This is a genomic window from Rhizobium sp. BK251, assembly GCF_004345245.1.
Classification (GTDB): domain Bacteria; phylum Pseudomonadota; class Alphaproteobacteria; order Rhizobiales; family Rhizobiaceae; genus Rhizobium.
On record NZ_SLUQ01000006.1, the window covers coordinates 95,187 to 120,787 of the forward strand.

General features: G+C 62.5%; 19 protein-coding genes. 17 read left to right on the forward strand and 2 right to left on the reverse strand.

Translation table 11 applies throughout. The features are described from left to right. The first annotated feature begins 32 nt into the window (after positions 1 to 32). The 9 genes from EV286_RS16060 (at position 33) to EV286_RS16100 (ending at position 11,466) form a co-directional block, all read left to right on the forward strand. Positions 33 to 1,517, forward strand: coding sequence for a lipopolysaccharide biosynthesis protein (locus EV286_RS16060; RefSeq protein WP_132958156.1), 1,485 nt, complete (start codon positions 33 to 35; stop codon positions 1,515 to 1,517). Positions 1,518 to 1,955: 438 nt separating this feature from the next. Next, entirely contained in the window at positions 1,956 to 3,050 is a 1,095-nt protein-coding gene (locus EV286_RS16065) for an acyltransferase (protein ID WP_132958157.1), read from the forward strand. 3 nt (positions 3,051 to 3,053) lie between these two features. Further along, entirely contained in the window at positions 3,054 to 3,851 is a 798-nt protein-coding gene (locus EV286_RS16070; protein WP_132958158.1) for a glycoside hydrolase family 16 protein, read from the forward strand. Between the two features lie 109 nt (positions 3,852 to 3,960). Then, positions 3,961 to 5,166 carry a glycosyl transferase family 1 gene (locus EV286_RS16075; protein WP_132958159.1) on the forward strand — a complete coding sequence of 402 codons (1,206 nt, stop codon included), beginning with the start codon at positions 3,961 to 3,963 and terminating at the stop codon, positions 5,164 to 5,166. After that, complete coding sequence (locus tag EV286_RS16080; RefSeq protein WP_132958160.1) at positions 5,163 to 6,161, forward strand: glycosyltransferase family 2 protein; 999 nt, start codon at positions 5,163 to 5,165, stop codon at positions 6,159 to 6,161. Before EV286_RS16075 ends, EV286_RS16080 begins: the two co-directional genes overlap by 4 nt. Next, positions 6,158 to 7,099, forward strand: a complete 942-nt coding sequence (locus tag EV286_RS16085; protein ID WP_132958161.1) for a glycosyltransferase family 2 protein — start codon at positions 6,158 to 6,160, stop codon at positions 7,097 to 7,099. The genes EV286_RS16080 and EV286_RS16085 overlap by 4 nt, the downstream gene beginning before the upstream one ends. Then, the gene (locus EV286_RS16090) at positions 7,096 to 8,118 is read left to right on the forward strand and encodes a glycosyltransferase family 2 protein (protein ID WP_132958162.1); all 1,023 of its coding nucleotides are present in this window, start codon (positions 7,096 to 7,098) and stop codon (positions 8,116 to 8,118) included. Before EV286_RS16085 ends, EV286_RS16090 begins: the two co-directional genes overlap by 4 nt. Before the next feature lie 4 nt (positions 8,119 to 8,122). Next, entirely contained in the window at positions 8,123 to 9,028 is a 906-nt protein-coding gene (locus tag EV286_RS16095; protein ID WP_132958163.1) for a UTP--glucose-1-phosphate uridylyltransferase, read from the forward strand. 89 nt (positions 9,029 to 9,117) lie between these two features. Then, positions 9,118 to 11,466: a polysaccharide biosynthesis tyrosine autokinase gene (locus tag EV286_RS16100; RefSeq protein ID WP_132958164.1), complete on the forward strand. Its 2,349-nt coding sequence runs from the start codon at positions 9,118 to 9,120 to the stop codon at positions 11,464 to 11,466. Positions 11,467 to 11,487: 21 nt separating this feature from the next. On the opposite strand, the gene EV286_RS16105 is transcribed toward EV286_RS16100, so the two are convergent. Beyond that, positions 11,488 to 12,489, reverse strand: a complete 1,002-nt coding sequence (locus EV286_RS16105) for a LacI family DNA-binding transcriptional regulator (protein ID WP_132958165.1) — start codon at positions 12,487 to 12,489, stop codon at positions 11,488 to 11,490. Positions 12,490 to 12,674: 185 nt separating this feature from the next. On the opposite strand from EV286_RS16105, the gene EV286_RS16110 reads away from it, so the two are divergent. The 8 genes from EV286_RS16110 (at position 12,675) to EV286_RS16145 (ending at position 24,689) form a co-directional block, all read left to right on the forward strand. Continuing rightward, entirely contained in the window at positions 12,675 to 14,600 is a 1,926-nt protein-coding gene (locus EV286_RS16110; protein WP_132958166.1) for an ABC transporter substrate-binding protein, read from the forward strand. An 85-nt stretch (positions 14,601 to 14,685) separates the two neighbouring features. Further along, complete coding sequence (locus tag EV286_RS16115; protein WP_132958167.1) at positions 14,686 to 16,794, forward strand: alpha-amylase family protein; 2,109 nt, start codon at positions 14,686 to 14,688, stop codon at positions 16,792 to 16,794. 102 nt (positions 16,795 to 16,896) lie between these two features. Then, entirely contained in the window at positions 16,897 to 17,883 is a 987-nt protein-coding gene (locus EV286_RS16120) for an ABC transporter permease (RefSeq protein WP_132958168.1), read from the forward strand. A 9-nt stretch (positions 17,884 to 17,892) separates the two neighbouring features. Further along, positions 17,893 to 19,083, forward strand: coding sequence for an ABC transporter permease (locus tag EV286_RS16125; protein ID WP_132958169.1), 1,191 nt, complete (start codon positions 17,893 to 17,895; stop codon positions 19,081 to 19,083). A gap of 10 nt (positions 19,084 to 19,093) precedes the next feature. Then, a complete protein-coding gene (locus EV286_RS16130; RefSeq protein ID WP_132958170.1) occupies positions 19,094 to 20,803 on the forward strand; it encodes an ABC transporter ATP-binding protein in 1,710 nt (569 codons plus the stop codon). A 9-nt stretch (positions 20,804 to 20,812) separates the two neighbouring features. Then, entirely contained in the window at positions 20,813 to 21,592 is a 780-nt protein-coding gene (gene otnI, locus EV286_RS16135) for a 2-oxo-tetronate isomerase (protein ID WP_132958171.1), read from the forward strand. 7 nt (positions 21,593 to 21,599) lie between these two features. Next, complete coding sequence (locus EV286_RS16140) at positions 21,600 to 22,475, forward strand: 2-hydroxy-3-oxopropionate reductase (RefSeq protein WP_132958172.1); 876 nt, start codon at positions 21,600 to 21,602, stop codon at positions 22,473 to 22,475. Positions 22,476 to 22,577: 102 nt separating this feature from the next. Continuing rightward, complete coding sequence (locus EV286_RS16145) at positions 22,578 to 24,689, forward strand: beta-galactosidase (RefSeq protein WP_132958173.1); 2,112 nt, start codon at positions 22,578 to 22,580, stop codon at positions 24,687 to 24,689. 60 nt (positions 24,690 to 24,749) lie between these two features. Here EV286_RS16145 and EV286_RS16150 read toward each other — a convergent pair whose 3' ends face one another. Further along, a complete protein-coding gene (locus tag EV286_RS16150) occupies positions 24,750 to 25,478 on the reverse strand; it encodes a dienelactone hydrolase family protein (protein ID WP_132958174.1) in 729 nt (242 codons plus the stop codon). Positions 25,479 to 25,601: the final 123 nt, after the last annotated feature.

Genomic DNA, 25,601 nt, shown 5'->3' on the forward strand with positions numbered 1-25,601 from the left:
TCCTTTGCCGCCAAATCAGTTAGGAACTCCGTATGTCCTCCACAGTTAGCGTGAAATCAGTCACAAACAATGTCGGTTGGAGCATCTTATCCAAGACAAGCACATTCGGGCTGAAGTTTGTCACGGTACCAATTCTTGCGAGAATCCTCACCCCCGAAGAGTTCGGTGTGGTTGCAGTCGCCTACACCGTCGTGCAGTTCCTGACAATGATCGGCGGGGCAGGACTGACCTCTTCGCTCGTGATCCAGCAGGAAGAAGACATGAAGACCGTGCACTCGGTTTTCTGGGTCAATCTTGTCGTTTCTTCGGCGATGGCGCTCATTCTCTTCGTCTTCGCCGATTTTTTCGCACGCCTTCTCGGCGCCGAGGAAGCAGCCTACCTGCTCCGCATCATGGCCTTCATGATCCCGATCCAGCTCGGCGGCGACGTCGCCTACTCGATCCTGGCGCGGCGGATGAACTTCAGCAAGGATGCGATCTGGAGCATGATTTCGGAGTCCCTCGGCGCGATTATCGCCGTTGCGCTCGCGCTCTTCGGCTTCGGCGTCTGGTCCCTCGTCGCCCAGCTTTTCGTCTCCGCCGTCGTGCGCCTCGTCGGGCTCTACAAGGTCGCGAACTACTTCCCGCGGCCGGTCTTTTCCTTTTCCCGGGTGCGTGGTCTGACCAAGTTCAGCTTCGGCATGATGGGTTCGGAAATGGCGAACTTCGTGACCTTCCAGTCGCCGATGGTCATCATAGCCCGTTCGCTCGGACTTGCGGATGCCGGCGCTTATTCGGCGGGCAATCGCTTCGCCAGCATCCCCAACCAGGTCGTGCTCTCCGCCGTCATGGGTGTCCTATTCCCTGCCTTCAGTCACATGATGCATGACCGCAAGCGCCGCTCTGACGCGCTGATGTTCAGCACCCAGGTGACGACGGTCTTGCTTGCACCGATGATGTTCGGGCTGTGGGCTATTGCCGAACCTGCCATGCTGGTGCTCTTCGGGCAGAAATGGGCTTATGCCTGGCCGGTGCTCGGCCTCCTTGCCCTGTCGAAGGCAATCCTGACGCCCTGCAGCACCTTCATCCCCTATCTGAAGGGTGTCGGACGCGGCAACGTGCTGTTCTGGTCGGCGATCGTGCGTGCGATCATCACCACGGTGGCCGTTGCCTGGGGTGCGTCGAGCGGCAGCCTCGTCGAGGCAATGGTCTGGCTCTGCATCGTCAGCGTCATCACGCTGGTCTTCTATTCCTGGGCGGTCTTCCGTGTCGACGGCACCCCGTTCTTCAGAGGCTTCTACATCAGCAACCGCCCGATGATCACCGCCCTCGTCATGGCCCTGATCGTCCGCTACATGCTCGACCATATCAAGGACAGCCTGCCGAACGCGGTGGCCCAGGTCCTGGTCGGCTCGCTCGTCGGAGGGGCCATTTACGTGGTCTTCGTACTGCTGACGGAGGCGCAATTGGTGCGCAAGATTCTGGAGCTCGTAAGGGCCCGAAGAGCCCCGAAAACAGCCCCGGCAACCACCGGATGAGGGCCTTTTCCAGGAACCCATAAATTCATACTGCGCTGCCGCATTTTGTCCACTTTTGACCCGAAAAAATGCGGCGGCGCGGAAGAAATCTTCACCTTTCCGGAGAAATTTCGCAGAAAATCCACAGCACACCCTAAGGTGGGTTTTCACCTTATTCTACACTGCTTGAATGCGTTGCAGGTCAAGCGGTTCGAGGATTGCACGCCCTCGCCAGGCCGCCTTTTGCGGCCACCGATAATGGCACAAATGCCCGTTCCAAAACGGGACACAACCGAGTTTTTTGCTGCAGTGCCATATTTTTTTCCGTCAAACCGCCCTAGCTTAAACGGGTGGACGAAGGTCTGCTCATTTTGAATTGGCTACCCCGGGGGGAGTAGCCCAATAGGGGTGACTGACATCGTGAACGTTGATGCAAACGTTTCATCGCGGATCAATCTCATGCGCATTGTGCTCATTTCGGGCATCGTGTTCGTGCATATTCCGTTCGGACCGCAGTCCAGTCCGTTCCAGGGCACCTATGGACTCTTCGACTGGATCCGCGTCTTCCTGCGCGACAGTCTCTTTCGCGTCGGCGTTCCCTGCCTGAGCGCCATCTCGGGCTACCTGCTCTTCCGCCACGGCTCGACCGCGCTGAACTATGGCAAGACGGTCGCCCGCAAGGCAAAGACGGTACTGCTGCCCTTCCTCCTTTGGAACGGTGCGTTCTTCCTGATCGTGCTTGCGCTTCAGAGCGAAGGCATCGGCCAGGGTTATCTCCCGGATCTGTGGAGCGCGAATGCGCGCACGCTCGCAACGCTGCTGCTGGCGCTCCAGGATGCCCCGATCAACCTGCCTCTCTACTTCCTGCGCGATCTGTTCGTCTGCATCCTGCTGTCGCCGGTGCTCGCGTCCCTGATCGGCCGCTTCCCGATCCCGACGCTGGTCGTCCTGCTGGCGCTCGCAGTACTTCCGATATCGCTCGGCATCGTGCTCAGGAACTCTATCCTGTTCAGCTTCAGCTTCGGCATCTATGCGAGCCTGCACCGGATCGACCTGAAAATCCTCGATCGCTACGCGCTGCCGGTTTCAGTCGCCTTCCTGACGCTTGCTGCGGTTCTTGCCACTGGGCTCTACGAGACAGGTCCTGACTTTCCCGCCTGGCTCAACATCAGTCGCAACCTGATGGTTCTTGCCGGTATTCCGGGCTTCTGGGCGCTGTCAGCGATCCTCATCCGCAGCCGTGCCGGCCAGAAGCTCGCCAAAACCGGGGGCCTCAGCTTCTGGATCTTCTGCGCGCACTATCCAATGCTGCTGCTGCTGTGGATGATCTGGAACCGCACGGGTTCCGACCAGTACCCCGTCTTCTACGTGCTTGCCGCTGCCATCACGTTCAGTGTGCTTCCGCTGACCAACAGCCTGGCGAAGCACTTCCTGCCTTCGGTCTACAACATCCTGACCGGAAGCCGGGCGCGTCCCGCAACGGCCGCACCCGTCACCACTGCTGCTCCTATGGGCGAGGAGCGCAGCCGCAAATATTCATCACATCACAGGTGACCCATGACGAAACCCGCTTTCGCGCACAAGCTTCGCCTCGGTTCGCTCGCCCTCATCGGCATCGGCCTCCTTCCCCTCTCCGCTACGGCGCAGGAGGATCAGGCGAACGGAACATCATTCGTCGAGAATTTCGACTCCATCAGCCGTAGCTTCTGGTACGTCTCCGACGGCTGGAACAATGGCCCGCACCAGAACTGCACCTGGTCGAAGAAGCAGGTTGGCCTCGACAAGGGCGTCCTGCAGCTCGACTTCACGCAGGGCAAGACCGGCGAACGGGACTATGCCTGCGGCGAGATCCAGACGACGAAGCGCTACGGCTACGGAACCTACGAAGCACGCATCAAGGCGGCGACGGGCTCCGGGCTGAATTCGGCCTTCTTCACCTATATCGGCCCGACCGACAAGAAGCCGCATGACGAGATCGACTTCGAAGTGCTCGGGAAGAACACCGGTGAAGTTCAGGTCAACCAGTACATCAAGGCCAAGGGCGGCAATGAGAAGCTCGTGCCCGTCGCCGGTGGTGCCGATCAGGGTTTCAACGATTATGCCTTTGTCTGGGAAAAGGACCGGCTGCGCTATTACCTGAACGGAAAGCTCGTTCAGGATGTGACCGATCCCTCCAAGATTCCGACGCATGCCCAGAAGATTTTTTTCAGCCTTTGGGGAACCGACACGCTGGGCAACTGGATGGGCAAGTTTGCCTATTCGGCACCGGCACGGATGGAGATCGACCGCGTCGCCTTCACGGCACAAGGCGATCCATGCCAGTTCCCGGAATCGATTGCCTGCACTCTGAACTGACAGATTCTTACAGGTTCAAACTCTTACCTCGCGCTGCAACATTCATGTTGCGGCGCAATATCACAGAAGATAAGCTCGGCTCCGGCTGGGCAGGGAAACGGAAGTTTTCATGCTGCGTATATTGTACTTTGTCCATGACCTGGCTGATCCGGCGGTCCGCCGCCGGGTGCTGACGCTTCAGGCCGGTGGAGCCAAGGTAACGCTCGCCGGCTTCCGCCGCGATACGAACGAACTCGCCGCCATCCATGGCGTCACGCCGATCGAGCTCGGACGGACGCAGGATGCGCAGTTCGCGCAGCGCATCGTCGCCGTCGCGAAATCATCGATGCGCCTGCGCGCCACGCTGCGCCACGTCGAAAAGCCTGACGTCATCATCGCCCGCAATCTCGAGATGCTTGCGGTCGCAAATCGCGCGCGCTCCATCTTTGGCGGCGACACGCCGATCGCCTATGAGTGCCTGGATATCCATCGGCTGCTCCTGCGTGGCGATATCGCCGGCAAGGTGATCCGCACTGCCGAACGGCACTTGGGCAGCAATGCCGGGCTGCTGCTCACCAGCTCGCCTGCCTTTGTCGAGAACTATTTCCGCCGCCTCTCCAGCCTCGATCTCCCGGTGATGCTGCTGGAGAACAAGGTCATCGCGCTGGAGGAGAGCGCGGACGAAACCGCTGTCGCACCACGCGCGCCAAAGGAAGGCGAGCCCTGGAAGATCGGCTGGTTCGGAGCGCTGCGCTGCCGCAAGTCGCTGAAGCTGCTCGCCGAATTCTCGCGCCGCATGGAAGGTCGCTACGAGATCGTGCTGCGCGGGCGCCCCGCCTATACGGAATTCGAGGATTTCGACGGCTTCGTGCGCAACGAGCCCTTCATCAACTTCCACGGCCCCTACAAGAATCCCGAGGACCTACCGACAATATATAATGAGGTGCAGTTCTTCTGGGCGATCGATTTCTTTGAGGAAGGGTTGAACTCCAGCTGGCTGTTGCCGAACAGGCTCTACGAAGGCTGCCTGCACGGTGCGGTACCGATCGCCATGAGCGGCACGGAGACGGCGCGCTTCCTCGCCGCCCGCAATATGGGACTGGCACTGGAGCGGGCGGACGCTGCGCACATTGAATCGCGCCTCGGCGACATGGACGAGCGCCGCTATCGCGACGCGTTCGACACCGTCGCAGCGCACGACCGCAAGCACTGGATCACCGACCGCGCCGATTGCCTTGCCCTGGTGGATCGCCTCGCCTCGCTGGCGGGCGAGAACCGCAGGGCGTTACCGCTCAAGACACAGCAACAGCATCGCAACCAGGGTGGACTGCTATGAAGACCGACGCTTGCCCCGACGTTCGCAGCCTCATCATCATTCCCTGCCTCAACGAGGCACGCCACATCGAAGGGCTGATCGAAAAGCTCGGCGGCGCCCTTGACGAACTCGACGCCAGGATCGTTGTTGCCGATGGCGGCAGCACCGATGGCACGCGCGATATCGTGCGCCGCATCTCGGAAGCCGATGACCGTGTCCTGCTGCTGGACAATCCGAAGCGGCTGCAGAGTGCAGCACTCAATCTCGCGGTCGAGACACTGGGCGAAGGCTACGACTATCTCATCCGCATCGACGCCCATGGCGATTACCCACTCGACTATTGCCAGAAGCTGGTTGCCGAGGCGGTCGCGACGGAAGCGGACTCCGTCGTCGTCGCAATGCGCACGGTGGGCTTCGGCACGTTCCAGAAAGCGACTGCCATTGCCCAGAACTCCAAGCTCGGCAATGGCGGCTCGAAGCATCGCGAAGGATCCAAGGGCCACTGGGCCGATCATGGCCACCACGCCCTGATGCGCATCGCCGCGTACAAGACCGTCGGCGGCTATGACGAGACCTTCAGCCACAACGAAGATGCCGAGCTCGACTTCCGCCTCAGGAAGGCCGGTTTCCGCATCTGGATGACCGACAAGACCTGGATGACCTATTATCCCCGGTCGAGCGTCGGCCCGCTCTTCCGCCAGTATCTCGGCTACGGCCGCGGCCGCGCCCGCAATATCCTCAAGCACGGCAGCATGCCGAGCCTGCGCCAGATGCTGCCCCTCGCAGTGGTGCCCATTTTCATCGGCGCCTTTCTCGCGATCATCAGCTGGACCGCAGCGATTCCCTTCGCGCTCTGGGCTGTGGTCTGCATGGGCTACGGCTTCTGGATCGCCGTCGGACAGAAGAACCCCTATGGCCCCCTCGCGGCGATCTCGGCGATGGTAATGCATTTCGCCTGGTCGGCAGGCTTCTGGATGGAACTCCTGAGTTTCCGCAACCGACGGGTGGCGTCATGATGCCCACATCCGGCCACAGGACTGTCAAGGTCGACATCGCCGTCTGCACCTATCGACGGACGGAGTTGGACCAGACGTTGAGGTCCCTCGCGAAGCTTGCAGTGCCGGCAGGCGTCACCGTGCGCGTCATCGTCGCCGACAACGACGTGACGCCGAGCGCGCGCGAACGGGTCGACGCCCAGCGCGCGAGCCTGCCGTTCGAGATCGCCTACGTGCACTGCCCGGCATCGAACATATCGCTTGCCCGCAACGCCTGCCTCGACAACGCGACCGGCAACTTCCTCGCCTTCATCGACGATGACGAGACCGCGAGCGAAGATTGGCTGGCCGAGCTGATCGCAACTGCAGACGGCACTGGTGCCGACGCCGTGCTCGGCCCGGCCTATGCCGTCTATCCGCAGTCGGCTCCGGCCTGGATGCGCAGCGGCGACTTCCACTCCACCCTTCCCGTCTGGGTCGGCGGCAGCATCCGCACCGGTTATACGTGCAACGTGCTGCTGCGACGCAACGCGCCGTCGCTTTCAGGTCGCCGCTTCAATCTCGCGCTCGGCCGCAGCGGCGGCGAGGACACCGAGTTCTTCACCCACATGTTCCGGGCCGGGGGACGCATCGCCTATGCCCCGGACGCCGTGGTCCACGATCCGGTTCCGGAAAATCGCGCGGCACTCGCCTGGCTTGCCAAGCGCAGGTTCCGCTTCGGTCAGACGCATGGCCGTCTGCTGCAGGAAAACGCCACTGGTCTCGGCCGCTTCAAGCAGGTCGGACTTGCCGCTGCCAAGGCCGGCTATTGCTTGGCCGCCGGCACCGGAATGGCATTCATGTCCATCCCCCGCAACCGCTACTGGCTGCGCGGCCTCATGCATGCCGGCGTTGTCAGCGGCCTGCTCGGCGTTCGCGAGATCGTGCAGTACGGCGCATTGGAGACGAAATCGCAATGAGCGAATTCGTACCTGACGTCAGCTTCGTCATCGCCGCCTATAACTCCGAGGACACTCTGGAGCGGGCGATCGACAGTGCGCTCGCCCAGGGCGGCGTGAGCATGGAAGTCATCGTGGTCGACGACTGTTCGAAGGACCGAACGCGGGAGATCGCGGGCAGCCATCCCGATCCGCGCGTACGTCTGCTGGCGCTTGCCCGAAATGGCGGCCCGTCCGCCGCACGTAACGCGGGTCTTGATGCCGCGCGCGGCCGCTGGGTAGCGGTTCTCGATTCCGACGATGCCATCCGCCCGGATCGGCTGACGCGCATGATCGCGCGCGCCGACAAGGCCGAGGCACAGGTCGTCGTCGACAATCTCGACGTGGTGCGCGGCGAGGACGAAGAGATCTACACGATGTTCCCGGAGGCCATGCTGACGCGGCTGCCGGTCATAACACTCGCGGATTTCATCTCGTCCAACGTGATTTTCCGCTCCGAGCACAATTTCGGCTACATGAAGCCGATCTTCCTGCGCTCCTTCCTGGAAGAGCATCACCTGCGTTTCGACGAGACGCTGAGGATCGGCGAGGACTATATCTTCCTCGCTTCCGCCATGGCGCTGGGTGCGATCTGCGTCGTCGAGCCCTATGCCGGATACATTTATTATATACGCGAAGGCTCGATCTCACGCGTGCTGGAAATCCGGCATGTGGACGCGATGATCGCCGGCGACAAGACCTTCCTGTCGAAGTTCACGCTAGAGCCGGTCGCCCTTGCCGCCCAGCGCCAGCGCGAACGGAGCCTGAAGGAGGCCCGCTCCTTCCTGATCCTCGTGGAGAGCATCAAGAACAAGTCCGTTCCCGGCATCCTCAAGGTTGCCGTCACCAATCCGCGCGCCCTTCGTCATCTGAGGATGCCGATCGTCGCGCGTATGCACCGCCTTGCTGCGTTGCTGAAACGCAGCAGCGAAAAAGACGCCGGCCCCCCGGCAGCCAAACTCCCCACTTTGGGCGGAGGCCCTCACTCTAACAAAGGATAGAGCCATGGACCGTATCAAGAATGTGAGAAAAGCAGTCATCCCCGTCGCAGGAAACGGAACCCGCTTCCTGCCTGCCACGAAGGCAATGCCGAAGGAGATGCTGACGATCGTCGACCGCCCGGTCGTGCAATATGCCGTTGACGAAGCCCTGCAGGCCGGCATCGAGCACATCGTCTTTGTGACGAGCCGCAACAAGTCGGCCATCGAGGACCATTTCGATGACACGCCCGAACTGATCTCCTCGCTGCATCGCGCCGGCAAGACCGTCCAGGTCTCCGAGCTCGAACGCATCCTGCCCAAGGCCGGCTCGATGAGCTTCACTCGCCAGCAGGCCCCGCTTGGCCTCGGCCACGCCGTCTGGTGCGCCCGTGATGTTGTCGGCGACGAACCCTTTGCCCTGCTGCTGCCGGACATGGTCTGCCACGGTGCGCGCGGCTGCATGGCCGGCCTCGTCGACCTCTACAACGATGTCGGCGGCAACGTGGTCGGCGTCGAGGAATGCGACCCGGAAGAGACCTCGAAATACGGCATCGTCGGCCAGGGTGCGACGGTCGCGCGCGGCTTCGCCGTCACCAAGATGGTCGAAAAACCGCGTCCGTCCGAGGCTCCTTCCAACTTTTACCTTAATGGCCGCTATATTCTCCAGCCCGAGATCTTCGACATCTTGGCGCGGCAGGAACGCGGCGCCGGCAACGAGATCCAGCTCACCGATGGAATGCTGCGTCTTTCCGAGACCCAGTCGTTCCACGCCCAACCCTATGAGGGCCGGACTTTCGATTGCGGGTCGAAGCAGGGGTTCATCGAGGCAAACGTCGCTTTTGCGCTGGCGCGTGCCGACATCGGGAACCTCGTCTACGACTCGCTCAGGAACCTCGTGCTTTCGCATGAAGCGACCGTGAAGGCCGCGTAACGACAACTCGTCACCGGATCGGCGGCCCCGTGCCGCCGGTCCGGCCGGCACCAGACGGTAAACCAGGCTCTCCGGACAAGGCAGCTGTTATGCATCAGAAGAATTTTACATTTCACAGCAGTTTTCCGAAGGCGGAGCATTCAGACTCCTTCATCGACCTCGAAAAGCTTATGGCGATCGTTGTCCGCCGCGCCCGCACCATCGCGGCCTGCGTGGCCGTCTTCGTCGTGCTGGCCGTCGTCTACCTGCTCTTCGCAACGCCGGTCTATACCTCGATGACGCAGATCCTGCTCGACAAGGATCTCACCAAATATGCCGAAAGCGCGCCGCCCCAAGCCAATGCGCAGCAGGCGGACATGGAAATTTCGAGCGCCGTTGAAATCCTGAAATCCAGCGAGATGGCGCTCAGGGTCGTCGACGAAGCGGGTCTCGCGAGCAACGAGACGATCCTCAATCCACCCATGTCCCCGGCGGCACTGCTGAAATCGGGCGTGAAGCTGATAACCAGCGCCTTCACGCCGGCCGAACCGCCACCCTCGGAAGAGGCAATCCGCGAAGGTCAGCGCCAGAAGGCCGCAGCCATGCTGCAGAACAATCTGAGCGTGGAGCGCGTAACGCGAAGCTCGGTTGTGGCGGTCTCCTTCCGCTCCACCGATCCGCAGCTGGCGGCAAAGATCACCCGCGCCTATGCGAACGCCTACCTCACCGATCAGCTGAATGCGAATTTCGATGCGACGGAACAGGCCTCGGTCTGGCTGCAGGAGCGGCTGAACGACCTGCGCCAGCGCTCGCAGCAGGCTTCGCTGGAGGTCGAGAAGTACAAGGCCGACAACGGCCTCACCCAGGCCGGTGGCGAGCTCATGTCCGAGCAGCAGCTAGCCGACCTCAACAAGCAGCTGATCATCGCCCAGGCGGATTCGGCCAGCGCCGCCGCGCGCTACAACCAGTACAAGTCGATCATCGACCAGGGCCCGGACGCGGCCGTCAGGAACGCGACCATTTCCTCCAGTCAGACGGACAATTCCGTTCTGCAGCAGCTGAAAACCCGTTACCTCACCGTTCAGAAGCGCGAACAGGAAGTGACGCAGGATTTCGGCGCCGAGCATCCGCAGGCGGTCGCGCTCAAGGCCGAGCGCGAGGACGTCACACGCCAGATCTTCCAGGAACTGGAACAGCTGACCGCGAGCTACCGCAATGAATATGACGTTGCCCGCTCTCGCGAGGCCTCGATGCGGGAAAGCATCGACGGCGTCGTCGGCAAGAACTCGGAAGCGAACAAGTCGCTCGTTCATCTTAACGAACTCGAACAGCGCGCGACGGCTCTTCGCTCTCTCTATGAATCCTATCTCGGCCGCTTCGAGGAGGCCTCCCAGCAGCGGTCCTTCCCGATCGCCAAGGCCCGCGTGATTTCGCAGGCCGGCGTGCCGACCGCGCCGTCAAGTCCGAAGCGGACCATGGTGCTGGCACTCTCCGTCGTCCTCGGTCTGATGATCGGCGGCTCGCTTGCCGGTTTCCAGGAATTCCGTGACCGCTACTTCCGCGTGGAAGCAGACGTTCGCACGAATCTCGGCCATAAGTTCCTCGGCTATCTTCCCCTCATGGGGCGGCCGAACGGCGGCAAGCGCGGCTTCTGGAAACGTCAGACCCCGCCGGCACCGGCAACGGCTGAAGGCAGCGGCGATGGCGGCGTCGCCTTCGAACGGATCATGCGCATCGCCGTCGAGGCGCCGCGCTCGAGCTTCGCCGAAACGCTGCGCAACGCGAAGCTGGCAAGCGACGTGATGCTGCAAGGACATTCGAGCCGCGTCATCGGCGTGGTCTCGGCGCTGCCGGGCGAAGGCAAGTCGACGACGGCGGCGAATTTTGCCGCTCTCCTCGCCTCGAGCGGCAAGCGCACGCTGCTGATCGACGCCGACCTGCGCAACCCCGGCCTGACCCGCATGCTCAAGTCCTCGCCGCAGGTAGGCCTCATCGAGGCCGCGCTGGGTGAAGTGCCGTGGACGAGCGCCGTCAAGGTCGACCAGCGCACCAAGCTTGCGATCCTGCCGGTGGTGCTGCGCGATCAGCTCGCCCATACCAGCGAGCTCCTTTCCTCGCAGGGGATGCTCAACCTCATGGAAAGCGCCCGCAAGATGTTCGACTACATCGTCGTCGACCTTGCCCCGCTCGCGCCTGTTATCGACGCCAAGGCCTTCTCCCCGCAGGTCGATGCCTTCATCTACGTCGCACAGTGGGGTTCGACGCCGACGAGCGTGGTCAAGAACCTTCTGGAGCAGGAGCCGCACATCAACTCGAAGATCCTCGGCGTCATCCTCAACAAGACGGACATGTCCGAACTTACCCGCTATAGCGAGTTCGGCGGCACCGAGCGCTATCGCGAGAAGTACATCAGCTACTACACGGAGCCGGCAGCGCCGAAGGTACACGCCGAGGCCTGAGGCCGGCGTGTTCCCTGCCGCCTAGACTACGGCGGTCTTGCAGGGGCCGGCCGAGCGGCGCTCGACGATGCGCGAGGCGACATGAATGCGGCGTGCCGGGGAACCCGGCTGCCGCGGATTTTCGATGCGCTCGAGAAGCAGCCGCAGTCCGACGGCGCCGCATTCCTGCCCCTCCATCCGCACCGTCGTCAGCGGCGGCGAAATCAGCGTGGCGGCCGAAAAATCCCCGAAGCCGACAACCGAGACGTCGTCCGGAATCCTGTACCCCTGGCCGAGAAGCTCGGAGACGACCGTGAGTGCGAGCCCGTCATGGGCACAGAAGAAGGCCGTCGGCTTCGTGCCCCCCTGTTTCAGCGCGCTATAGGCCTCGCCGAAGCCGATCTGCTCCTCGTACTGCATAACATGCAGCGCAACATCAGGATAACGTTCGGCGATCTCGCGAGCGCCATAATAGCGCTCCCGGCGACCACGCAGGCCCGGCGTCCCCTGCACATAGGCGATCGAACGATGGCCGAGATTGATCAGATACTGGAGGACCGCCTGACCTGATTCATGGTCGGTGCCGGAAACCTGGTCGACCTGCTCCAGCGGATCGACCCAGCCGAAACGAACGACGGGCACATCCATCGACGCTGCCGCCTCGATCGTCTCGCGGTCATGCGGGCCGACAAGAAGTAGGCCGGCGCACGCACGTGCGATCTCCTTGAGCTGGCTGACGCTGTGGGTCCAGCGGACCCGCAATCCCACGCCAAGCCGATGCGCCTCCCCCTGAACCCCATTCTGGACCTGCATGTAAAGCTCGCTGTTGACGGGATCGACATCGTGGAAAACGACGGCGACTTCCGTTGGCGTGTGCTGGCTCACGGGCTTGGCATAGCCGAGGCGGCGCGCCGTCGTCAGGATCCTGTCGCGGGTCTCGTCGCTCACGCCGCTCTTGCCGGCAAGGGAGCGCGAAACGGCGTATTTCGAGAGGCCGACCTCCTCGGCAATCCTCTGCAATGTCACGCGTCCCTTGGTTCTCATCGTCGGTCCTTTGTCCTGTCGGATTCCCTGCGGTCGGTACCAATCCAACAGCGGTCGGAATGCAAAATTCTCCTAAAGACAAACATAACGCTTTACCTAACAATATTCAAAACATACTTTACCGATATCCAAACAAAAGAGCTCGAAGAATTGGCCGGAGGTTTGGAAACTGGAGGAGAAACCCTATGATCAAGCTGAGACGTCGTGCGTTTCTGGCCGGAACTACGGCCGCCCTTATTCTGCCGGCTCTTCCCTCGTTCGCCCTGGAATACCAGGAAGCGGACGTCCTCAAGGAAAAGGTGAAGTCCGGTGCCCTTCCGCCCCTGAAGGACCGCCTGCCTGAAAATCCGCTGGTCGTCACACCCATCGAAAGCGTCGGCAAGTACGGCGGTGACTGGAACATGGCGCTTGTCGGCGGCGGATCGCTGTCGATGCTGTTCCGGTACCAGGCCTACGAGCCGCTGGTGCGCTACACGCCGGACTGGACGGGCGTCACGCTGAATGTGGCGGAATTCTTCGAAGGCGATGCCGATTCCAAAGTCTATACGATCCGGTTGCGCAAGGGGATGAAATGGTCGGACGGCCAGCCCTATACGACTGCTGACATCAAGTTCTGGTATGATACGGTCTTCACCGACAAGCGCGTCGCCTTCGTGGGTCAGGATCATTGGAAGTCCAAGGGCAAGCCTGCCAAACTCGAGATTGTCGACGAGCAGACATTCAAGGTCATCTTCGACCAGCCCAACGGCTTGTTCCCGCTGCAGGTCGCCTGGGCGAACCTCGACCAGACGACGCGTACGCCGAAGCACTATCTCGAGCAGTTCCACATCGACTACAATCCGAAGGCGGACGAGCTTGCCAAGGAGCGCGGCTTCGAGAGCTGGATCGCCTCCTTCCAGGCGGCAGCCGGCTTCCAGGACGACAACGCCTTCTTCCTGAACTCCTCGAAGAAGCCCAACCTCTTCGCATGGTCGTTCAGCGTCGCGCCGGGCGAGAATACCGAGCGGGCGATCGCCGAACGCAATCCCTATTACTTCAAGGTCGACACCGCCGGAAACCAGCTGCCCTACATGGACCGCATCGTCTACCAGATGGTCGCCGATCCGCAGGTTCTGCTCTTGAAGGCCATGCAGGGCGAGATCGACCTGATGGACCAATACATCGCAACGCCGAACAACAAGGCGGTGCTCTACGATGCACGCGAGCAGGGCGGCTACGACTTCTACACACTGAAGTCGACCGAAGCTAACGTGATGAACTTCATCTTCAACCTTAACCACAATGATGAGACGAAGAGAAAGCTGTTCCAGAACAAGAACTTCCGGGCAGCTCTTTCAACGGCACTCGACCGGCAGACGCTGATCGATGCGGTGCTCGTCGGCCAGGGCGCTCCGGCACAGCCCTCGATCAAGGAAGGCGATCCGCTCTACAACGAGCAGCTTGCCACCCAGTTCACGGCCTACGACGTCGACAAGGCAAACGCCATGCTCGACGAGATCGTGCCTAAGCGCGACGACCAGAACTTCCGCCTCGACGACGAGGGACGGCGGCTCACCATCATCTTCGAGATCGACCAGGCGCGCGCCGTCTTCCTCGACCTCTTCCAGCTGGTGATCCCGATGTTCCAGGCAGTGGGCATCGATGCCCAGATGCGAAGCATGGACCGCTCGCTCTGGGAGACCCGCGTCCGCCAGGGCCGCGATTTCGACGCGACCGCCCACCAGTTCGGCGCCAATGGCGGCATCGCCGCAATGCTCGACCCGCGCTACTACGCGCCGACCGACAACAACGCGATGTACGCACCCGGCTGGCAGCTCTGGTATCGCGACCGCAACAATGAAAACGCGGTCGAGCCGCCCGAAGAGACGAAGAAGCAGCTTGCCCTCTACGACAAGCTGAAGGCGACCTCGGATCCGGCCGGGCAGGCCGAGATCATGAAGGAGCTTCTGCAGGCGGCTGCCGAGAATTTCTATGTCTTCGGCATATCGCAGCAGCCCGATGGCTACGGCATCGTCAAGAACAACCTGAAGAACGTCACGAAGACCATGCCGAACTCGTTCGGCTGGCCGACCCCTGCTCCCACCATGCCGGAGCAGTTCTACAAGACCTGACAGGCTCGAAAGACCTGAAATCTGTGAAGTGCCGGCGCCTGCCGCCGGCGCTCCCGGCTCCCTTTTGCCCGCAAAGGACACGATCATGCTCGACGCCAGAAGACAGAACACCGATACGCTCCGCACGCCCGAATGGTTCAAGACCGCGACCCGCTGGACGCAGCTGACCTTCGTGGAGGACGATCCGGAAAAATACGATCCCGCCTTCTGGATCGACGTGTTCAAGCGGACGAAATCGAATGCGGTCTGCCTGAGCGCCGGCGGCTACATCGCCTACTATCCGAGCGACGTGCCCTATCATTACGTCAGCAAGTTCCTGGGCGACAAGGACATCTTCGGCGCGCTCGTCGATGCCGCCCGCAGCCTCGACATGCATGTCATGGCCCGCGTCGACCCCCATGCGATCCACGAGGATGCCGCCAAGGCGCACCCCGAATGGGTCGCGATCAATGCCGACGGCACGCCGCGCCGCCACTGGGCCTATCCGGACGTCTGGGTCACCAATGCCTATGGCGACTACAACACCGTCTTCATGCCCGAGGTGGTCAAGGAGATCGTCCGCAAATACGACATCGATGCCGTCTTCGCCAATCGCTGGCAGGGCCACGGTGTCGACTACAGCGAAGACAGCGCCCGTCGCTTCAAGGACATGTTCGGCCATGCCCTGCCGAAGAAGCCCGATGCAGAGGATCCGGCGTGGCAGGCCTGGGTGCAGTGGCGGCGTCGCGTGCTCACCGACATGATCGCCCAATGGGACGATGCGGTGAAGGCGATCCGCCCGCATGCGAGCTTCATTCCCAACATGGGCGGCGCCTCACTGATGGAGTTCGACCTTTCGGTCATCGCCAGGCATTGCCCCTTCCTCGTCGTCGACCACCAGGGACGCAAGGGGCTGGAGCTCGGCTGGTCGGCGGGCCGCAACGGCAAGCGCATCCGCGCCACCTTCCCGGATCGTCCGGTCGTGCTCATCACTTCGATCGGTCCGGAGGAGGAATATCGCTGGAAGGACGCGGTGACCTCTGGCGAGGAGATGCAGCTCTGGATCAATGACGGCACGGCCCACGGCCTTTATGCCTGGTTCACTAAGTTCAATGGCGTCGTGCCCGACAAGCGCTGGGTCGAGCCGGTCGCCGAATCCTTCGCCCTGCAGGCGGCGGTGGAACCGGTCATCGAAAGCATGGCGCCGACGGCCGAAATCGCCGTCATCGATCCTTCGACGACGCTGCGCCATTGGGCGCCGGAAGAACGGCCGAATGCGGAAAAGCACGATCTCGGCTTCTACCACGCCCTCGTCGAGGCTCGCCTTCCCTTCGAACTGCTGTCCGACCAGGTGCTGACGAAGGACAATCTCGACCGCTTCAAGGTCATCGTCCTTGCCAATGTCTCCTGCCTCTCGGATGCGCAATGCGACGCAATCCGCGCCTATGTCGATCGCGGCGGCAGCGTGATTGCCGCCTACGAAACCTCGCTTCGCGACGAGTTCGGCAAGAAGCGCAAGGAATTCGGCCTCGCCGACGTGCTCGGCGCCAAATTCGTCTCCGGCCCGCGCGGCATCGTCAAGAACACCTATGTCGCGCTCGCGGGCGATCATCCTGTGACCGAGGGTTATGAGGGTGCCGAGCGCATCATGGGCGGCACGCGCCTCATCGACGTCGAGCCGACAGCCGGCGCCGGGACACCCTTCCTCTATGTTCCTGACTTCCCGGACCTGCCGATGGAAGAGGTCTATCCCCGCGAGGAGCCGAAGGGGGCAGCCGTTATCGCCCGCGAAACCGGCAAGGGCGGACGCACCGTCTACATCCCCTGGAACATCGGTGAGATCTTCTGGGAGGTTTTCGCTGTCGACCATGCGCGTCTCATCGCCAATGCGGTGCGCTGGACGCTCGGCAAGACGCCCCGCGTTACCGTCGAGGGTCCGGGCGTCATCGATCTTGCACTCAGGGAAAGCCCTGAGGGCATCGCGCTCAGCCTTTTCAACCTTACCAATCCGATGATGATGAAAGGTCCGATCCGCGAAAACTTCCCTCTGGCGGCGCAGACCGTTTCGGTGGACATTCCGCAGGGGAAGTCCGTGGCAAGGGCATGGCTGGTGGTTGCCGACCGCGCCGCAAGTTTCAGCATCAAGGACGGCCGGGCGGAGGTCGTCGTGCCGGCAATAGACAGGCTGGAGGTCGTGCACCTCACCTGGAAATAACGGGAGTGAAACAGGAGGGTGGCTTCCGGCCCCAGCGGGCCGGAAGCCGGAAATGATCCGAGGAGGCGCTGTGGAGAGCGCCGTCGACGGGAGGAGAATCCGATGCTTCGCTACATATTGAAGCGCGTACTCTACATGATACCGACGCTGTTCGGCATGTCGCTGATTTCGTTCATGATCATCCAGCTTCCGCCGGGTGACTACCTGACATCGATGATCGCTACCATGAGCGACAGCGGCCAGACCGTGGATCCGGCGCAGATCGAACGGCTGAAGCAGATCTACGGCTTCGACGATCCCTTCTATGTGCAATACATTAAGTGGATCTGGGGCATTCTCAGCCGCGGCGATTTTGGCTACTCCTTCGAATGGAACCAGCCGGTTTCGGGCCTTATCTGGGCGCGCATGGGCTCGACGCTGGTGATCTCGCTCCTGAGCCTGCTCTTCGTCTGGGCCGTGGCGCTGCCGATCGGCATCTATTCCGCCGTGCGCCGCCACTCGATCAGCGATCACGTCTTCACCTTCTTCGGCTTCATCGGCCTGGCGGTGCCAAACTTCATCCTGGCGCTGACGCTGATGTATCTCGCCTACAAATATCTCGGCCAGAGCGTCGGCGGGCTGAATTCGCCGGAATATGCCGAAGCGCCGTGGAGCCTCGCCAAGGTTGGCGATTTCCTCGCCCATCTCTGGATACCCATCATCATCATCGGCGCTTCGGGCACGGCGGCGCTGATCCGTGTGCTCCGCGCCAACCTGACGGACGAGCTGCACAAGCCCTATGTCGTCACCGCTCGCGCCAAGGGCCTTCCGGAATACAAGGTCATCCTCAAATATCCTGTTCGTATCGCGCTCAATCCCTTCGTCTCGGCGATCGGCTGGGTGCTGCCGCACTTGGTGTCGGGCGTCACGATCACGGCTATCGTGCTCAACCTGCCGACCGCCGGCCCGCTGCTTTTCCGGGCGCTCGTCTCGCAGGACATGTATCTCGCCGGCAGCTTCATCCTGCTGCTCTCCGCACTCACCCTCGTCGGCATGCTGTTGTCGGACCTGCTGCTTGCGCTGCTCGATCCGCGCATCCGGTTCAATTGAGGTGACGCCATGAGCACGCACGAAACTTTCGGAAATTATGCCGGTCCAGCCCACGTCGTCGCCGACGGCCCGTCGATCAGCCCGCTGAAGGAGGGAAAGAAGGTCTCTACCGCCGCGGTCGGCCCATGGCGGCTGGTCGCCGGAAAGCTCGTCCGCCAGAAGGTGGCCATGACGGCAGGCGTCATCATCCTGATACTATACCTCATCGGCCTCTTCGCCGAGTTCCTGGCACCGTCGCTGCCGGCAACCGCGAGGCCACAATATACCTACGCGCCGCCGCAGGGCCTGAGTTTCTTCGTGACGAAGCCGGACGGCAGCCGGGAATTCAACTTCCACGTCAAGGGCTACAAGGTCGAGATAGACAAGGTGGCGCTGCGGCGCACCTTCGTCGTCGACGATACGAAGGTCGTTCCCGTCGGCTTCTTCGTGAAAGGCGCGCCCTACAAGCTCTGGGGTCTCATCCCGATGAACCGGCACCTGATCGGCCCGGTCAATGCCAATGATCCCATGTATCTGCTTGGCGCCGATCGCCTCGGCCGCGACGTCTTCACGCGGCTCGTCTACGGCACCCGCGTCTCCATGTCGATCGGCCTCGTCGGCGTCGCCATGTCGCTCGTCCTCGGCGTGGTGCTGGGCTCGATCTCCGGCTTTTACGGCGGTTGGGTCGATACGCTGATCCAGCGCGTCATCGAGGTCGTCAGCGCCATGCCGACCATCCCGCTATGGCTCGGCCTTGCGGCGGCGATCCCACTCACCTGGTCGCCCGTCAGCGTCTACTTCGTGATCACCATCATCGTCTCCTTCCTCGGCTGGACAGGCCTGGCGCGCGAGGTGCGCGGCCGCTTCCTGGCGCTGCGCAGCGAGGATTTCGTCACGGCAGCCAAGCTCGACGGCTCCAGCGAACGACGGCTGATCTTCCGCCACATCCTGCCCTCGCTCACGAGCCACATCCTTGCGGTGGTAACGCTCGCCGTGCCCACCATGATCGTCGCCGAGACATCGCTCTCCTTCCTCGGCATCGGCCTCAAGCCGCCGGTCGTCAGCTGGGGCGTGCTGCTGCAGGACGCGCAGAATATCCGCACCGTCGCCACCGCCCCGTGGCTCCTGATCTGGCCTTCGCTCGCCGTGGTCATCGCGGTGCTCTCGTTCAACTTCTTCGGCGACGGCCTGCGCGATGCGGCCGATCCCTACGACAACTGAGGAGGCGGTGATGACCGAACTTCCGGACGATATCCTGCTGTCGGTGAGAAACCTCTCGATCGATTTCCGGCTGCGCACCCACATCCTCCACGCCGTCGAGAATGTCGGCTTTGACCTTCGCCGCGGCCAGACGCTCTGCCTCGTCGGCGAAAGCGGATCGGGAAAGAGCGTGACGGCCCGTTCGCTGCTGCAGATCGTCGACAAGCCCGGCCAGATCGTCGGCGGCGAGATATTGCTGCGCGATGGCGAGACAAGCACGGATATCGCGAGGCTCGACCCTCGCAGCCGCACCATGCGCTCGATCCGCGGCCGCCGCATCGGACTGATCTTCCAGGAACCGATGAGCTCGCTCTCGCCGGTGCACACCATCGGCTCGCAGATCATCGAGGCGATCCGGCTGCACAGCAACCTGGACAAGAAGGCGGCGCGCGAACGGACGATCGAGCTGCTGCGGCAGGTCGAAATCCCCAACCCCGACAAGATGGCCGACCGCTACACCTTCGAGTTCTCCGGCGGCATGCGCCAGCGCGCGATGATCGCCATGGCCCTTGCCGGCAATCCCGACATCCTGATCGCCGACGAGCCGACCACAGCACTCGACGTGACGACACAGGCGGAAATCCTCGACCTCATCAAGCGCCTGCAGGTCAGCCGCGGCATGGCCATGCTCTTGATCACCCATGACATGGGCGTCGTTGCGGAAGTAGCCGACGAGGTCGCCGTCATGCGCTTCGGAAAGATCGTCGAGCGCGGCCCGGTCGACGCCATCTATCACGCGGCCGCCCATCCCTATACGCGGCAATTGCTGGCCTCGACGCTGAAGCTTACCCATCACAGCAGCCGGGCGCCGGCTGCCGTCCTGTCGCCGAATGCACCGCAGCCGATCCTCACCGTCCGCAACCTCTCAAAGGTCTATGGCTGGCATTCGGGCGGCCCCAACACGCTGCGCGCCGTGGATAACGCCAATTTCAACCTCTATCCCGGCGAGAACCTCGGCATTGTCGGCGAGAGCGGCTCCGGCAAGACGACGCTCGGCCGGCTCATCCTGCGCACCGTCGAGCCGACCACCGGCACAGTCGTCTATCGCGGCAATGACGGCCACGAGGTCGATGTCACCAAGCTCTCGAAGCGCGAGCTGCGCAACTTCCACCGCGAGGTCCGCCTCGTCTTTCAGGATCCCTTCGCCTCGCTCAATCCGCGCATGACGGTCAAGGAGGTGATCGGCGATCCGCTGATCGTCAACGGGATCGCCAAGGGCCAGGCGCTGGAGGATCGCGTCGCCGAGCTGATGAAGCTCGTCGGCCTCGATCCGCTCGCCATGGAGCGCTATCCGCACGCCTTTTCCGGGGGGCAGCGCCAGCGCATAGGGATTGCCCGGGCGCTGGCGCTTGATCCGCGCATCATCATCGCCGATGAGGCGACCTCGGCGCTCGACGTGTCGATCCGCAGCCAGATCCTCGACCTGCTGCTCGACATCAAGCGGCGGCTTAATCTCAGCTTCATCTTCATCTCGCACGACATTTCGGTGGTGCGCTACTTCTGCGACCGCGTCGCAGTCATGCATCGCGGCAAGATCGTCGAGATCGGCGAGGCCGAACAGATCTGCACCGCCCCGCGGGAGGCCTATACGAAGAGCCTTATTTCTGCCGTCCCCAATCCAGATCCGCGCGACAAGCGTATGCTGCACCGGCATCGCTTCGTCGCACCCGCAGCCATCTGAGGAGTCAAAGTGCCCAAATTTTCCGCCAACCTCTCTTTTCTCTATCAGGACCTTGCCTTCCTCGACCGCTTCGCCGCCGCTGCCCGCGACGGTTTCAAGGCGCTCGAATATCTCGGCCCTTATGCCGAGCCGAAGGAAAAGGTCGCCGAAACCCTGAAGGCAAACGGCCTCAGCCAGGCGCTCTTCAACGTACCCTCGGGCGATTGGGCTGGCGGCGAGCGCGGCATCGCCTGCCTGCCAGACCGCGTCGAGGAATTCCGCAACGGCATCTCGCTGGCGCTGGACTATGCCAAGGCACTCGCCTGCCCGCAGGTGAATGTCATCTCCGGCCTCGTGCCGAAGGGCGCTGACCTCGAAACGCTGGAAAAGGTGCTGGTCGAGAACCTGCGCTACGCCGCCCCGCGCTGCGCGGATGCGGGCATCAGGCTGTTGATCGAGCCGATCAACCTGCGCGACATTCCAGGCTTCTTCCTGTCGACGACAAACCACGCCGAGCGCATCCTCGAAAAGGTCGGCTCGGACAATCTCTATATCCAGTACGACTTTTATCACATGCAGGTCATGCAGGGCGACCTGATCCCGACCTTCGCCCGGCTGAAGGATCGCATCGCCCATGTGCAGATCGCCGACAACCCCGGCCGCAACGAACCCGGCACGGGCGAGATCAACTACGGCTTCGTCCTCTCCGAACTCGATCGCCTCGGCTACGAGGGCTGGGTCGGCTGCGAATACAAGCCGAAAGCCGGCACGAGCGAAGGCCTCGGCTGGATGAAACCCTACCTGAAGTGAGAGCATCATGAATATCGGATTTATCGGACTGGGCGTGATGGGGCGCCCCATGGCGGAACACCTGATCGACGCGGGCCACACCCTTCACTTGAGCCGCGTCAAGGAAGCCTCCGAACACCTCATCGCCAAGGGCGGCAAGGCGGCTGCGAGCCCGAAGGCCGTAGCCGAGGCCTCTGATATCATCATTCTGATGCTGCCCGATACGCCGGACGTCGAGGCAGTCCTCTTTGGAGAAAACGGCGTATCTTCAGGCCTTTCTGCCGGAAAGCTCATCATAGACATGAGCTCGATTTCGCCCGTTGCGACCAAGGGCTTCGCGCGGCGCATCGAGGCGCTCGACTGCGACTACCTCGACGCGCCCGTCTCGGGCGGCGAAGTCGGCGCCAAGGCCGCGTCGCTGACAATCATGGTCGGCGGCAAGGAGGCGGCGTTCGCGCGCGTCCTGCCGCTCCTCGAGAAGATGGGCAAGAACATCACGCTCGTCGGCGGCGTCGGCGACGGGCAGACGGCCAAGGTCGCCAACCAGATCATCGTCGGACTGACGATCGAGGCAGTCGCCGAAGCGCTGCTGTTTGCGAAGAAAGCCGGCGCAGATCCCGCCAAGGTGCGCGCTGCGCTGATGGGCGGCTTCGCCTCCTCGCGCATCCTCGAGGTGCATGGCGAGCGCATGGTCAAGGAGACCTTTGAGCCGGGCTTCCGCATCCGCCTGCACCGCAAGGACATGACGCTCGCCGTCGATTCCGCCCGAGCGCTCGACCTTTCGCTGCCGAACACGGCGGCGACACAGCAACTGATGAATGCGGCCATCGCCAATGGTGACGGCGAGCGCGATCATTCGGCGCTCATCCGCACACTTGAACTTCTGGCCGGAGGACCGCGCTAGGCATCGCTTTAAGGACTGCCGGATCTAGGGCGTTCGACCGGCCGGAGACCCTCCGGGATGGCGGAGCTATGTCCGGAACCGTGATTGAAGAAGGATAGGACCATGCTCAGAAACGATATCCAATTCCCGTACGGCGCCGTCTATTTCCGCAAGTCCAGTCCGCCGCAGGAGGACTGGGAGCGCGATTACACGACCGCCGGCGAGGACGGACTCAACATATTCCGCCACTGGTTCATGTGGGGCGCGATCGAGAAGGCGCCCGGCGTCTATGACTGGGAGGAATACGACCGCCAGATGGACCTTGCGGCCGCCAACGGTATCAAGACGGTGATCGCCGAGCTCATCCATGCCGTGCCCGACTGGGCGGTGCGCAAATATGCCCACGCCCTGCAGGTCAATGCCGACGGCACGAAGCTCGGTTCCTACATGGGCGTCTCCTCGGCGACCGGCGGCTTCTCCAACAATGGCGGCGGTGCCGGCGCGCTGACGCTGAACTGCCCGGAGGTCAAGGAAGCGGCCGGCAACTTCCTCACCGCGCTCGCCACGCGCTACAAGGACCATCCGGCGATCTACGGCTACGACGTCTGGAACGAGTGCAACTACTCCGCCGATGTCGACTACAGCGACTATGCCAAGGCCGCCTTCCGCAAATGGCTGGAGAACAAGTACGGCAGCCTCGAGGTGCTCGCCCGCGCCTGGAACCGCTTCAGCTATGCCGAATGGGAGGATATCGAGCCGCCGGTCCACATGGCGCCCTATCCGGAATGCATCGACTGGCTGAAGTTCAAGCGCGACAATTTCTACGACCAGATGCAATGGCGTATCGACACGATCCGCGCCGTCGACAAGAAGAACGTCATCGCCGCCCACGGCATTTCCGGGGCGATCCCGAACATGGCCGCCAATGGCTGCGACGACTGGCTCGCCGCCTCCAAGGTCGAGGTCTACGGCTTCACCTGGATCCAAGCGCGCAAGGGCGCGGAGGCCTGGAAGAACTGGTACGGCGTCGACATCAACCGTGCCGCTGCCCGCGGAAAGCCCTTCTGGCACGCCGAGCGCCAAGGCGGCCCCCTCTGGCTGCAGCCGCAGGTGATCGGCCGCGACAAGCATGACGGACGCATCGCCGAGCCCGAGGACATCCGCCTCTGGAGCATGACCTCGCTTGCCGGCGGTGCGCGCGGCGTCCTGAACCTGCGCTGGCGGCCGCTGCTCGATGGCCCGCTCTTCGGCGCCTTCGGCTCCTACGGCATGGACGGCAGCCGCACACCGCGCTCCGAGATCGCAAGCAGGATGGCGAAATGGGCGAACGATCCGGCGCAGGCGACCCTCTGGGATGCCAAGCCCGTGCGCGGTGAGATCGGCATCCTCGTCATACCCGACACGCAGGAATTCGACTATCTGCTCAACTACGACCGCAAGGAGAAGCCCTATCCGGAGGCCATGTGGGGTGCTTACCGCGCCTTCCTCGAACACGGCGTGCAGCCGGACTGGGTCCATGTCGACGATATCGACGCCTATGACCTGCTCTACTTCCCCTATCCGATCATGTTCACCGCCGAGCATGCAAAACGCCTTGCAGCTTGGGTCGAGAAGGGCGGCACGCTGATCGCGGAAGCTTGCCCGGGCTATTTCGGCGACCGCGGCCGCGTCGGCACCGTCCAGCCAAACATGGGACTCGACAAGGTCTTCGGCGTGCATGAGGAAGAGGTCGAGTTCATGCCCGACATCGCCGAGCATATCTGCTTCCGCTTCAACGGCGAGCCGGTCAACGGCGGCGGCTTCCTGCAGTCATACCGGCTCGCGGGCGGCACGGCGCATGGCAATTTCAACGACGGACGGCTCGCGATTGTCGAAAACAGCTTCGGCAAGGGCAGGACGCTGCTGATCGGCACCAACCCCTCCGTCGCCTATTACAGGAGCGAAGGCCTGAAGAACGGCACGTTCTTCGCCGATCTCTTCCGATGGACCGGCAAGAAGAAGCACGTCACGCTCTCCAACCCCGCCCTCTTCGCCCGCGTCCACAAGGGCGAGAAGGAAAGCTTCCTCTGGCTCGTCAATCCGACGCACGCGCCGCGCAGCACGGAGGTCAGCGTCTCCGAAGAACTCGGCAAGCTCTATCCTGCCTCGTCCCCCTGGCCTCCCGGCCACCGGCACGAGGGCGGAAACTCCGTTGAGGTGCCGGCCCGCGATGTGCTGATCCTGAGACTGGATTGATAGGTCAGGACATTCTTAACGTGCCGTCCGCGAGCCTCGGCGCTTGCGGGCGGCCTGTCTTCAGGCGAGCGTTTCCTCGAAGAAGGTGAGAAGCCGCTTCCAGTGTCTTTCGGCGCCGTTTTCATTGAAGGCGCCATGGTCGGGCACCGTCCAGCCATGGGCCACGCCGACATAGTTCTCGATGATGTGATCGACTTCCGCTGTTCTAAGCGCCTCCGCAAGCCTGGCTGACTGCTCCGGTGGGAAGCTGCCGTCCACGCCGGCAACGCCGACATAGACCTTGCCCTTGATGTGGGTTGCCAGCCGGTGCGGGCTGTCCTCTTCGGCGCTGGCAAGATTGCCGCCATGGAAGCTTGCGGCCGCCGCAACGCGATCCGGATAGGCGCCGGCTGCTGTCAGCGCCCGACCACCACCCATGCAATACCCAACGACACCGACCGGACCTTCGGCGCCTTCCGCGGCAAGGGTATCCAGGAAGACTGCGGTATCGCTCTTCGTCATCTCCTGGCGCGTGCCGCGCACCATCGTCATGATCTTCGCGCGCGAATCCGGGTCACCGAAGGCGGTGCCGGTGAACGGGCCATAGGCTCCGAAGCGATAGAATAGATCGGGCATCAAGACGATGTAGCCGGCGTCGGCAAGACGCTGCGCCATGCCATAAAGCGCCGGGCGCGGGCCCATGGCATCCATGTAGAAGATGATGCCCGCCTTCGCCTTCCCGTCTGCCGGCCGAAAGAGAGCCGCATTGGTAACGCCATCGCCGGTGTTGATCTGAATATCCTGCCTCATGACAAATTCCCTGGAATCTCAATTCATATGATCCTGCGATGGTCTCCGATGCTCGGTCCGTCCGCGCCGGCGACCATAGCACCGCCGGCAAGTACGGCGCCACCGGCTCCCCAGAGTTTGGCC